We start from the raw sequence: 12204 nt of genomic DNA on the forward strand, positions 1-12204 counted from the left end.
ACGCCAGGCAGCCCTGTCATGCAGGCAGGATGCGGGCACAGCACTGCCCGGGCTGCGCGCTCCCCTGCTCCCTGAGATCTTCGATGGCGAGCGCCTCGATCCGCCCCGGGTCGATCCCCAGGGCCGCGGATGCCCCGCCCAGGTAGGCCCCGTTCATGGCACAGACCACATCTGCATGCCCGGCGGCGAGGCGATGGAACGGGCAATTCATCAGCACCAGTCCCCCGCCGCCGTCGTCCGCCGGGCAGTAGCCCTGCCCCGTCAGGAAGTCAGCGAACGGGCCGGCACCTTCGGGCCCGCCGGCGGTTTCCGCATCCCCCGCCACGATGGCCCCTGCCGGCTCGCGCCCGGGTGCACGGGCTGCCGACTCAGCCGCTGACTGCCCCTTAGCGCGTGCGGCCCGGAGCAGGGCATCCTGCGGCGATCCGCCGTCGCTGGTTGCAGCTTCGATCGCGGAAACCAGCAACTCGCCGGCGAGATCATAGTGGCGGTCGGGGACGGAGGCCTCCACCTCATCCACGGCGGCCCGGTACAGCTTGGCGGGCCGGCCCGAACCGGGGCCTTCCCGCCCTCCGAGCTTGCGGAACTCCACGGCCAGCAGCCCGTCTTTCACCAGCCGGTCCAGATGGAACGAGGCTGTGCTCCGTGCCAGGCCCACCGCCTTGGCGGCGTCGTCCCGGCCGACGGCGTCTGCCGCTGAGGCGACGTAGTCAAACAGCATCCTGCGGCTCTCGTCGCCCAGGGACGCGACCGCCGCAAGCCTGCGGTTCCACGGAAGTTTGGTCATGGAACAAGAATATCTCTAAAAACAAGAATCATTGCTTAATCCTCCTGCAGCGTTCTAAAATCGAATTATCCATTTTTAGAAGGAGCATGCCATGAAAGTTTCCCCAGCCCTCGCCACTGACGCACAGCAGCTCGCGGCGGACCCGCACCGCCAGGCATTTCTCTTGTTGCGGACCGTCTTTACGGTTGCGCCCATCCTGTTCGGTCTGGACAAGTTCACGAATCTGCTGACCGACTGGACCATGTACCTGGCCCCCGTGGTAACCTCGGTAGTCCCGCTGCCGGCCCAGACCATCATGTACATCGTTGGCGTGGTGGAAATCATCGCCGGCGTAATGGTGGCGCTGCGCCCGCGCTTCGGATCGGCACTCGTGGCCGCCTGGCTGCTGGGCATCATCATCAACCTGATCGTCCTCGGCGGCTTCTATGACGTCGCACTGCGTGATTTCGGACTACTCGTGGGCGCCCTGGCACTGAACAGGCTGTCCCCGCGCAAGGCCGCGCAAGGCCGCGCCGGCCACGACGCCTAGCGCCTAGCGCCTAGGCCAAGCCGCTACGCCGGGCCACTACGCGAGAACACAGACGGCCCGCGGAACGACCTCGATGGTCATCGGGAGCGCCCCGATCCGCTCGCCGTCGGCGTAGGCCACGATGTTGCTGGCCGCCAGTTCCACGGTGCGGACCCGGCGAAGCTGCACGGCGGGGTGGCCCACGTGCTTGCCGGCGAACACTTTCGGGAACACGGCCAGCAACCCGGTCCGGGACAACCGGCTGACAATGAACAGGTCCAGGCGGCCGTCATCAAGGACGGCCTCCGGGACGATCCTCATCCCGCCGCCGATCGACTGGCCGTTGGCGACGGAAATCAGCATGGCGTCCTGCTGCCACCGCACGCCGTCGGCCGTCACCGTGTAATTGATGGCCCGGAACGAGGCCAGTTCGCGAAGCATGGCGAGCTGGTAGCGGATCTTGCCGCGCGGCCAACGCCAGTGGTTGGCCCGCTCATTGACGGCGGCATCGAACCCGGCCGAGACCACGCCCGCGAACCAGCGGGAGGTTCCTCCAGCGGTGATCCTGCCGGCGTCGATCATCCGGCCGCCGTCGGCCAAAGACTCCAGCACCCGTTCGCAGGCCGCCGGGAGGTTGTGCAGCGGCAGGCCCAGCGCCCGGGCCGTGTCGTTGCCCGTCCCGGTGGGAATGATGCCCAGCGGAACCCGGCCGCCGTCCCCGGCGCCGGCGCCGGCGCCGGCACGTGCAGCGGCACCGGCAAGCGCATTGAACCCAAGGTGGACCATGCCGTCGCCGCCCACCATCACGAGGGTGTCCACGCCCGCCTCCAGTGCGTCCTCAACCGCCTGCGCGAGCCCGGCATAGTTGTCCGCGCACAGCAACAGGACCTCCGCCCCGGCTGCGCGGAAATGCGACGCCGCTTCCTTCCCGGCGTGCCGCGCCCGGCCAAAGGATGCGCGCGGGTTGACGGCGACGGCGATCAGCATGCGCGCAATTATGCCAGCCGCCGGGAACCATCCCGGTACGCGCGCACGTTATTCCCCCAGCCGGTTAAACTGGGCCTGCCGGGCGCCCACGAACGGTCCGGCATTCTCAACGCCGGCACCATCGATGAAAAGGATCTCTGTTTGACGCAGGGCAGCAGCTCGCATTACCAGGTCCTCGGGATCCCCGTGACGGCGACGGAGAAGGACATCAAAGTGGCGTACCGCAAGGCCGCCCGGCTCGCGCACCCGGATCACGGCGGCGATCCCGCAGCGTTCCGGCGTGTCACCCTCGCGTACGAGACACTCATCGACGCAAAGCGCCGCGCGGACTATGACCGCTCCTACGGCAGCGCATATTCCTCAACCGCCGGCGACGAGGGCGCCCACTTCGACGCCCCGGCCGCAGGCAGCAGGGCCTCCGCCAACGTGCGCCGCCCGAACACGCCGCGGAATACGGCTGCCGACCCGCCCGTCTATGTGCCCCCGTTCGAGCAGTTTGGCGACGGGACGGCGGTGCCGCTGATTCCCGCCGGTGTAGCCCGACAGCAGGTCCACGGCATGCCGCGCAAGCGCGGGATCTTCGGGGCCGAGGCCCGGATCCAACGCGAGATGCGGACTGTGCAGCTCATCAGCAGGCAGATCCTGACCACCATCCCGTCGGCGCGCCTTGTCAACGGGCTGCAGTCCCCGGCGGACAACAGCCATATCGACCACGCAGTCCTTGCCGGGTACCGGCTCGCAATCATCGGGTCCATGCTGCTGCCGCCTGGCGCCTACGCGTGGAACGGCAGCACGTTGACACACGGCGGACGCTCCGTCGCCCCGCCCCAACTGGCCCATGTCGTGCGCCGGATGCAGGACATTTTTCCCGAGCTCAACGTCACGGGCTGGATTGTTGTCCACAGCACGGACGGCAACCTGCATCAACCGGTCATCGACCGGCACCGCCGCGCACCCGGCGGCCAGGGCAGCGGGTACGGGGAAGGTTCGGGGCTGGTCGAGGTGGTCAACGCCGCGGGCCTGGCCCGCGGCCTCAAGCAGTTCCTCGGCTCGGGGCCGGCCCCCAACACCGTCAACGTGCCCGTGCTGGCCCGCCTGCTGCGCGGAATGCACTAGGTTCCGCCGCTGGCCCTCCCCCACGGGGCTCCGGGACGGAGGGCCCGCGGCACGGCCGACGCCGGCGGCTCGCTAGGATGGAACGGTGTTCCGCATCCTCTTCCACACCCCCGAAATCCCCGGCAATACCGGAAACGCCATCAGGCTTGCCGCCATCACGGGCGCCGAACTGCACCTGGTGGAGCCCCTGGGCTTTGATTTTTCCGACGCCAAGCTCCGGCGGGCGGGCCTGGACTACCACGACCTCGCCGTCGTGACCGTCCACCCGGACATCGACGCAGCCTGGGCGGCGCTGGAGCCGGAACGGGTATTTGCCTTCACCTCCGACGGCGAGACCACCTACACAGACATCAGATACCGCGCCGGCGACGTCCTGCTGTTTGGTCCTGAATCCGTGGGTTTGCCCGAGGACATCAAGCACAGCCCCCGGGTGACGTCCCGCGTCCGCCTGCCGATGCTGCCCTCCCTCCGGTCGCTCAACCTGGCCAACGCGGCGTCCATCGCCGTCTATGAGGCATGGCGCCAGAACGGGTTCGCTGGGGCCAAGCTGTAGCGAGTCCGCCGCGTACGGCCGGTTGAACCGGCGGCTGCCCCCTAGGGAGCCCGCGGGAAAGAATCCCGCAGATCGCGCCCATCCGGGTTCCGGGCTGCGCCGAATCACTTCTGAAGGCGGGCACACGAAACCGTCGACTCAGCGTTTTGGGAGAAGCGGAAGGGAGCGAGGAGAGGCGGGTGAGAACAGTACATCTGTATAGACACCCCGCCCGGGAGGCAGGGGCCGGCCTCCCGCCGCATGCAGCACGCCTTGGCCCTCTTGCGCCGCTGGGCGCCTTATGCTTGGGAGTGATGGATACTCCGAATGCCCCGAACCCCGAGGCCGCAGCACCTGCGGGTACCTCAGCCGACATCAACGGCCGGCTCGGCAGCCTGCTGGAACTGATTGCCCAGGGCGACCAGGCGGCGTTCGCAGAGTTCTACAGCCTCACTTCCAGGCGCGTCTTCGGCATGGCACGCCGGGTCCTGATCGATACCGAACTCAGCGAGGACACCACGCAGGAAGTCTTCCTGCAGGTTTGGCAGAACGCTGCCAAGTTCAATCCCGCGGCCGGCAGCCCGCTCGCCTGGCTCATGACCATCTCGCACCGCCGTGCCGTTGACAAGGTCCGGTCCTCGCAGTCCGCCACGGACCGCGAAGCCAAATACGGGGCCAGCAGCCAGGAGATCGACCACGATTCCGTCTCAGACGAGGTCGGCAGCCGGCTTGAGGCCGAGACCGTGGTCCGGTGCCTGGAGACGCTGACCGATACGCAGCAGGAGTCCGTGCGGCTGGCATACTACGGCGGCCTCACCTACCGGGAAGTGGCCGAGCGGCTGAACGCCGCGGTTCCTACCATCAAGTCCCGCATCCGCGATGGACTGATCCGACTGAAGACCTGCCTGGGGGTGAGCTGAATTGACCGACATGAACCCACATGAGAACGACAACCGCCTCCCGGGCGGCTTCACTGCCGAGATCGCCACCGACCTGGCTTCCGGCCGTGTCGTGGACCTTGCCGAGGTCTACGCCCTCAACGCCGTGGACGACGCCGAACGCGCCGCGATCGAGCAGTTCCTCGCCTCCGCACCGGCCGCAGACCGCGATGCCTTCAATGACCGCGTCCGGCAGGCCAGGGAGACCCTGGCCACCAGCTTCACGGCCGAGGAAGAGCCTCCGCCCGGGCTGCTGGACCGGATCATGGCCTCCCTGCCGGCGCCGGCGGCCCAGCCGTCCCCCGCGGCAACGCCCCTGCCCGGCACGGGTCCGCAAACGACACCTGTGATGCCACATCCGGTACGCGAGAGCTCGGGAATAGCCGCCGCTGACGAGCTCGGCGCGGCCCGCAAGCGCAGGGAAGAACGCCGCCGTCCGCAGGGCATGCGGAACTGGCTTGTCGGCGTCGCCGCTGCAGCCGTGATCGCCCTGGGCGGCGTCGGCGTGGGCGCGTATGTGGCAAACCAGAATGATCCGCTGAACCAGGTAATGCAGGCCAGCGACGTCCGGCAGGCCACTGTCGACGTCAACGGCGGCGGCACGGCCACCGTGTCGATTTCCCCGTCCAAGGACGCCGCCGTCGTCAAAATGAACGGCGTCCCGGCTCCGCCCGCGGGCAAGGTGTACCAGATGTGGCTGATCCCGAAGGACGGCTCGGCCCCGGTGTCGCAGGGGCTCATGGACGCTGAAGCTTTGTCCAAGCCCGCGGTGGTCAAGGGCATCGGCTCCGCCGCCGCCCTGGGCATCACCGTGGAACCCGAAGGCGGATCCGCGACACCAACCCTGCCGACCGTCGCCGCGGCGCCGCTGAACGCTTAGCCACCGCAGGACCCAGCCATGCGCGGTTCACACAGGCCGCCCGGACGCAGAAAGCCGCCCGGGCCTTGGCTCCTTCCGAGGAAGGACTCAAGGCTCGGGCGGCTTCTGCGTTGGCGCGCTAACGGCTTGTCCGGCTGACTTCGTGACCCGGCTAAATGACCAGCGAGAGCAGCATGACCAGGCCGAAGCTCACCACGGAGATCAACGTTTCCATGACCGACCAGGTCTTGAACGTCTGGCCCACCGTGAGTCCGAACAGCTCCTTGACGAGCCAGAACCCGGCGTCGTTCACGTGCGAGAAGAACAGCGAGCCGGCGCCGATCGCGAGGGCCAGCAGGGCGGCGTGCGTCGGCGTCAGCGAACTGGCGAGCGGCGCCACGATGCCGGCGGCCGTCACGGTCGCGACGGTGGCGGAGCCTGTCGCCAGGCGCAGGGCAACGGCCACGATGAAGCCGAGCAGCAGGACGGACATGTTGGTCCCCTCGGCCCAGGCCTTCACGGAGTCACCCACGCCAGCGCCAATCAGCGTCTGCTTGAAGCCGCCGCCCGCGCCGACGATCAGGATGATCCCCGCGATCGGGCCCAGGCTGGCAGCAATCTTGCTCGTAATCTTGGCGCCGTTCAGGCCCACGGCGTAGCCAAAGGTCACCATGGCCAGCAGGACGGCCAGGGTCATCGCCACCAGCGGCTGCCCGACGAAGTCGAAGAACATCCGGATGGCCGGGGCGGTCTTGGGATCGGGCCAGATGATGTCCACGACAGCCCTGAGCAGCATGAGCACCACCGGGAAGAGGATGGTCGACAGCGTCACGATAAAGCTCGGCGGGCGCTTGACGCCCTCCGTGTCCGCGCCGTGCACGGTGTCGACGCCGCCGGCGACGGCGGGGGCGCCCACGGGCACCCACCGGGCTGCCAGGCGGGAGAAGAGCGGGCCGCAGATGATCACCGTGGGGATGGCGACAAGGATGCCGAGGGCCAGGGTGGTGCCCAGTTCCGCCTTGACGGCGCTGATCGCGATGAGCGGTCCCGGGTGCGGCGGCACCAGGCCGTGCAGCACGGACAGGCCGGCCAGCGCCGGGATCGCGATGCGCATCAGCGGCATCTTCGAGCGCTGCGTGACCAGGACGATCACCGGCAGCAGCAGGACGAGCCCAATCTCGAAGAACATCGGCAGGCCGATGATCACGGCGACGAGCGTGATGGACCAGACCAGCTTGTTTCCGGTGGCCTTGGCCAGAAGAGTGTCGACCACCCGGTTGGCGCCGCCGGAGTCGGCGAGCAGCTTGCCCAGCATCGCGCCGAGCGCAACCAGCAGGCCCACTTCCTTCAGGACGCCGCCCACACCGTCTTCGAAGTTGATGATCACCTTGGCCGGTTCCACGCCTGCGGCAAGGCCGACGAATCCGGACCCCAGAATCAGGGCCAGGAAGGGGTGGAACTTGAATTTGGCGATCAGCACCACGAGCAGGGCGATGCCCAGGCCCGCGATGATGAGTAATTGGGTGTTGATGCCGGACCCGGCCTCAACGGCAGCCGGAAGCTGCGTTGCTATCAGTGATTTCACAAAAAATTCCTTGGTGGCGGCGGAACGCGGGAAGGCTCAGGGCCTGGCGTCGGCAGCGTCGAGATTAAGTCGGGTGATGATTTCCTGCGCTTCTTCCGCCGGCGTTGCGGAGACGGACAGGGAAATGAAGTTTTCGTCCGCTGTGGGCGCTTCGAGCGCGTCGAACTGGGACTCCAGCAGGGCCGGGGGCATGAAGTGCCCGTGACGGGAGGCCAGCCGGTCGGAGATCTTGTCCCGTGATCCCTCGAGGAACACGAAGACCACCCCTTCGCCGCGCAGAATGTCCCGGTAGCGCTTCTTCAGCGCCGAACAGGTTACGACGCCGGGATTCCCGGCTTCGGTGCGGGACCGGATCCAGTCGGCAATGCTTTCGAGCCAGGGCCACCGGTCCTCGTCGGTCAGCGGCTGTCCTGCGTGCATCTTTGCCACGTTTGATTCGGGGTGGAGGTCGTCGCCCTCGGCAAGGTCCCAGCCCAGCCTGCCGGCCAGGAGTCCCGCGACAGTTGATTTGCCGGATCCGGAGACGCCCATGATCACAAGAACGGGGTGTTGCGCAGTCTTCGCCATCAAAGTCTGCCTTCCATCAATTAAATATGATTTAAACAGAGGCCAGCTTATGGCAGAGGTTGTGCTGCGGCAACACTAGAAGCCGGCGATGGTCCCCTGGCCGTTGACTGTTACGACATGGAAGGCCTCGGCACTGCGTCCGGCGGGAAGTCCGGCGCGGGCCCCGGTGCCGAGCATGAGGCCGCGGACCGTGCGCTCCATGGCGTCGACGTCGGGATGCTGGCTGACGTGGATGTGGATGGCGGCAAGCTTGCTGTCCACGTGCCCGGTGACGTCCACGAAGTGGTTCTCGCGCTCTTCCGGCCCGGCGAAGAGCCACAACCAGGGCAATTTGTAGGCCTCCAGACCGGACTCGGCCAGTTCCGGGTACGCGAACGGGTTTTCCAGCGCGGGATACACGGCACGGGTCACGGCCTCCCCCACGGCCAGGTGATCCGGGTGGCTCTTCTGGATCCTGTTCCAGTTCCGTTCCGGATGCATGGACACCACGACGTCGGGCCGGAGCTGCCGGATCAGGCGCACCACCTCGCGCATCACCTCATGCGAGGGTTCGAGGTAGCCGTCACGCTGGTGCAGGTAGTGGATGTCCGTGACGCCGACCAGCGCGGCGGCGCGCTGCTGCTCCGCAACGCGCAGCCGCACGATTTCTTCGCGCTGCGCGGGATCAAAGCCGCCGGCGTCGCCGTCGGTCATGATGCAGTAGCTCACCTGGACTCCTGCGGCGGTCCATGCGGCCACTGTGCCGGCGGCGCCGAAATCGATGTCGTCGGGGTGGGCGGTGAAACAAAGCACCCGCTCGATCCGGGAGGTCTCCGGGTCGAACGGGCTTTGCGCCGGAACGGCGTTGGTGCTCACGCTGTCAGCCTTTGCGCTTCTTGATTTCCGCGGTTGCCTGCGGCAGAACCTGGAAGAGGTCGCCGACAACGCCGAAGTCCGCGATCTCGAAAACCGGCGATTCGGCGTCCTTGTTCACGGCCACGATCACCTTGGCGGTCTGCATGCCGGCCTTCTGCTGGATGGCTCCGGAAATGCCCGCGGAGATGTAGAGCTGCGGCGAGACGGTCTTGCCGGTCTGGCCGACCTGCGCGTCATGCCCGATCCAGCCCGCGTCCGTGGCGGCCCGCGAGGCGCCGATGGCCGCGCCCAGGGCGTCGGCGAGTTCTTCCAGCGGACCAAAGTTGCCGTCCACGCCACGGCCGCCGGCCACGACGATCCGCGCCTCGGTCAGGTCGGGGCGACCGCTGGCGGGCTTTTCGTTGCGTGCGGTGATGCGTGCGGAGGCGGCGGTGGCCGTCTCCGGGACCTCAATCGTGACAGTCTCCGGTGCCGTACCGGAGACGGCAGGCTCGGGAGTGATGCTGTTGGCTTTGACAGTGAGAACGGCCACGGGCGTCGTGGCCTTGGCCGTTGTGGTGTACGAACCAGCCAGCACGGACTTGTGGGCCGTTCCGTCGGGGTCCACGGCCACGACGTCGGTGATGACACCGGCGCCGAGCTTGATGCTGAGCCGGGCGGCGATTTCTTTGCCCTCGGCCGAGTTTTCGGTCAGGACCACGGTGGCACCGGAAGCCTGGACCGCGGCGGCGAGGTAGGAGGCCTTGGGGCCCACAAGATAGTCGTCGAGGTCGGCCGCGGACGGGCGGTAGAGTGCCTGGACGCCGTACTCAGCAAGGGCCGCAGCGGCATCATCGTGCAGTTCGCCATTGAAGGCGACGGCCGGTTCGCCGAGGGAGCGGGCGATCGTGAGCAGTTCCAGGCTCGACTTCTTCAGCGCCCGGCCGGGGTTGTCGATGAAAACGAGTACTTTTGCCATGTTCGGATAATCCCCTTTAGAGCAGCTTCTGGGCGGCCAGGAACTCGACCAGCTGGATGCCGGCGTCGCCTTCGTCGGTGATGATGGTGCCGGCCGTGCGCGGCGGACGGACCTCTGCGGTCTCGACGGCGGTCCAGGAACCGGACTTGCCCACCTGGGCCGCGTCGACGCCGATGTCGGCCAGGCTCAACGTGGTGATGGTTTTCTTCTTCGCCGCCATGATGCCCTTGAAGTTCGGGTAGCGGGGATCATTGATCTGGTCGGTGACCGAAACGACGGCCGGCAGGTCGGCCTCGATGGTGTCCGCGTGGGTGTCGCCGTCGCGCCGGGCGGTGAGCTTGCCGGCGTCGAGCTCCAGGGACGCGGCGAAAGTTACCTGCGGGAGCCCCAGCCGCTCAGCGAGCTGTGCCGGCACCAGCGAGGTCTCGCCGTCCGTGGAGGCCATGCCGGTGAGGATGAGGTCTGCGGGGGCGTCCGCGCCCAGGTGGCGGATCGCGGCGGCCAGCGCCAGCGACGTGGCCGCGGCGTCGGAACCGGCAAGGGCCTCGTCGCTGAGGTGCACGCCTTCAGAGGCGCCGATCTGGAGGGATTTCTTCACCGCGTTGACGGCCCCGGCCGGCCCCATACTCAGGGCGATGACCTTGTTGCCGGCCGCTTCTCCGCCGCGGGCCTCGCTCAGCTGCAGCGCCGCCTCCAGGGCGTATTCGTCCAGTTCGGACAGGATGCTCTCGGAGCGGTCCACCGTGTTGGCCGCACCGGTGAGGTGGCGGTCGAACTGCGCATCCGGCACGTGCTTGACCAGCACAATGATTTTCAGAGTTTCTTCCACTGTGTCTACAGCAGCCTTCCATGCGGGTGGATAGCCGCCCCTGCGGGGACATGGCCACGGAATGCCCGGCAGCCGGGCTGTTCCTAGCTAACCATATAGCTGCCGGGCAGCGCGGCCACGGTTAACGTCTGTGTCAGCGCCCCGCCGCGTCCGGGGGTCCTCGTCAACAGGAGCCACCCCGTGAGCGGAGGCCGGGCACGAATGCGGCCGGGCACGGAAAAGGCCGGGCCGCACCGTTTGGTGCCGCCCAGCCCTTCCTGCTGCTGCTCTGCTTCTACTGCTCTGCTTTTACTGCTCGGCTGCAGTCCCGAGGGTCACGTCGAGGTCCTTCAGCTGGCCGCCGCGCAGGACCGTCACCTTGACCGTGGCCCCGGCGGGCTGTTCCCGCACTGCGGCGGTCAGCTGGTTGGGATCGCTGATGGTCAGGTTCTGGAACTTCGTCACGACGTCGCCGACCTTGACGCCGGCCTTGTCAGCGGCCGAGCCGGACTCGACGGTCGCGACCTCCGCGCCCACCGAGAATCCGGAGGAGGACGAGCCTGCGGCCTTGGGCTTCACGCTGACGCCGAACTGCGCGTGTGTGGCTTTTCCGCCGCTGATGATCTCCTGGGCCACGCGTTTGGCGTGGTTGATGGGGATGCTGAAGCCCACGCCGATGTTGCCGCTGCTGCTGCCGCTGGCCGAGTCGCCGCCGGCGGAGGCGATCGCGACGTTCACGCCGATGACTTCGCCCTTGGTGTTCACCAGCGCGCCGCCGGAGTTGCCCGGGTTGATGGCCGCGTCCGTCTGGATGACGTTGATCGAGATGGATCCCTGATCCGCGGTGCTCGGGGTCTCGCCGCCGCCCGGAGGCGCGAACTGGAAGCCCTGGTCCCCGCCCTGGGAGTTATCCGCACCGTCCTTCGGCGCAGCCGAGGATGCCACGCTGATGGTCCGGTTCAGGGTCGAGACGATGCCGTCCGTGACTGTGCCGGTGAGTCCCAGCGGCGAACCGATGGCGACGGCGGTGTCGCCGACGTTCAGTTTGCCCGAGTCACCGAGGGTTGCCGGGACCAGCCCCGAGGGGTTGTCGATCTTGATCACGGCGAGATCCGAGAGCGGGTCGGTACCGACGATCTTCGCGGAGAAGACCTTGCCCTCGCTCGTCCGGACCTCCATCGTGGCGTTCGCAGCCTTGCCGTCGAGGGTGACCACGTGGGTGTTGGTCAGCACGTGGCCCTGGGTGTCCAGGATGATCCCGCTGCCGGTACCGCCGTCACTTCCGCTGGTTGCCTTGATGGTCACCACGCTGGGGGACGCCTTGAGTGCGGCGGCGGTGATGGCGTTGACGTCTTCCCTGTTGTTGACGATCACCGGACCGGCCTGGGTTGTGTTGCTCGAGGCCGCCGTGGAGGAACGGTCCAACAGCAGCGCGTTACTGCCGGCCACCACGCCGCCGCCGATCAGGCCGGCCGCCACGATGCTGGCCACAAGGGTCGGGACGCCGAACGCCGCCTTGCGCTTCGGGGCGTGCGCGGGGTCGTTCGCAAAGCCCGGGACGGAAGCATAGGACGGACCCGACGCCGGCTGGCCGCCGGAGTGGGCACCGTACTGGGACTGGCCATACGAGGACTGGCCGTACGGGGCCTGGCCATACGGGGACTGGGCTTGCTGGGACTGGGCTGACTGGGACTGGCCGTAGGG

General features: G+C 67.7%; 13 protein-coding genes. 5 read left to right on the plus strand and 8 right to left on the minus strand.

What is annotated here, in order from left to right:
* Positions 1-16: 16 nt before the first annotated feature.
* Positions 17-787, minus strand: coding sequence for a transcriptional regulator (locus tag LQV16_RS06980; RefSeq protein ID WP_229993183.1), 771 nt, complete (start codon positions 785-787; stop codon positions 17-19).
* Between the two features lie 91 nt (positions 788-878).
* Here LQV16_RS06980 and LQV16_RS06985 point away from each other — a divergent pair, with 91 nt between their 5' ends.
* Positions 879-1316 carry a hypothetical protein gene (locus LQV16_RS06985; RefSeq protein ID WP_229993184.1) on the plus strand — a complete coding sequence of 146 codons (438 nt, stop codon included), beginning with the start codon at positions 879-881 and terminating at the stop codon, positions 1314-1316.
* A gap of 36 nt (positions 1317-1352) precedes the next feature.
* On the opposite strand, the gene LQV16_RS06990 is transcribed toward LQV16_RS06985, so the two are convergent.
* Positions 1353-2282 (minus strand): YegS/Rv2252/BmrU family lipid kinase, encoded by a 930-nt coding sequence (locus LQV16_RS06990; protein WP_229993185.1) that lies wholly within the window; start codon positions 2280-2282, stop codon positions 1353-1355.
* 141 nt (positions 2283-2423) lie between these two features.
* On the opposite strand from LQV16_RS06990, the gene LQV16_RS06995 reads away from it, so the two are divergent.
* The 4 genes from LQV16_RS06995 to LQV16_RS07010 all read left to right on the plus strand — a co-directional run bounded on the left by LQV16_RS06995 (position 2424) and on the right by LQV16_RS07010 (position 5748).
* Positions 2424-3398: a DnaJ domain-containing protein gene (locus LQV16_RS06995; protein ID WP_229993186.1), complete on the plus strand. Its 975-nt coding sequence runs from the start codon at positions 2424-2426 to the stop codon at positions 3396-3398.
* 85 nt (positions 3399-3483) lie between these two features.
* Positions 3484-3951 carry a tRNA (cytidine(34)-2'-O)-methyltransferase gene (locus LQV16_RS07000; protein WP_229993187.1) on the plus strand — a complete coding sequence of 156 codons (468 nt, stop codon included), beginning with the start codon at positions 3484-3486 and terminating at the stop codon, positions 3949-3951.
* A gap of 293 nt (positions 3952-4244) precedes the next feature.
* On the plus strand, positions 4245-4850 hold the full coding sequence (sigK, locus tag LQV16_RS07005; protein ID WP_229993188.1) for an ECF RNA polymerase sigma factor SigK: 606 nt from the start codon (positions 4245-4247) through the stop codon (positions 4848-4850).
* A 10-nt stretch (positions 4851-4860) separates the two neighbouring features.
* A complete protein-coding gene (locus LQV16_RS07010; RefSeq protein ID WP_229993189.1) occupies positions 4861-5748 on the plus strand; it encodes an anti-sigma factor in 888 nt (295 codons plus the stop codon).
* Positions 5749-5899: 151 nt separating this feature from the next.
* Here LQV16_RS07010 and LQV16_RS07015 read toward each other — a convergent pair whose 3' ends face one another.
* From LQV16_RS07015 to LQV16_RS07040, 6 genes are all read right to left on the minus strand, one after another.
* On the minus strand, positions 5900-7303 hold the full coding sequence (locus LQV16_RS07015) for a gluconate:H+ symporter (RefSeq protein WP_229993194.1): 1404 nt from the start codon (positions 7301-7303) through the stop codon (positions 5900-5902).
* Between the two features lie 45 nt (positions 7304-7348).
* Complete coding sequence (locus tag LQV16_RS07020; protein WP_229993190.1) at positions 7349-7879, minus strand: gluconokinase; 531 nt, start codon at positions 7877-7879, stop codon at positions 7349-7351.
* 75 nt (positions 7880-7954) lie between these two features.
* On the minus strand, positions 7955-8734 hold the full coding sequence (locus LQV16_RS07025) for a PIG-L deacetylase family protein (protein ID WP_229993191.1): 780 nt from the start codon (positions 8732-8734) through the stop codon (positions 7955-7957).
* Positions 8735-8738: 4 nt separating this feature from the next.
* Complete coding sequence (locus LQV16_RS07030; RefSeq protein WP_229993192.1) at positions 8739-9692, minus strand: electron transfer flavoprotein subunit alpha/FixB family protein; 954 nt, start codon at positions 9690-9692, stop codon at positions 8739-8741.
* Positions 9693-9708: 16 nt separating this feature from the next.
* A complete protein-coding gene (locus LQV16_RS07035) occupies positions 9709-10509 on the minus strand; it encodes an electron transfer flavoprotein subunit beta/FixA family protein (RefSeq protein WP_229993195.1) in 801 nt (266 codons plus the stop codon).
* Positions 10510-10809: 300 nt separating this feature from the next.
* On the minus strand, positions 10810-12204 hold a 1395-nt coding region (locus LQV16_RS07040), incomplete at its 5' end, for a trypsin-like peptidase domain-containing protein (RefSeq protein WP_229993193.1).

This window comes from Arthrobacter sp. Bi26 (assembly GCF_918697925.1).
GTDB lineage: Bacteria > Actinomycetota > Actinomycetes > Actinomycetales > Micrococcaceae > Arthrobacter.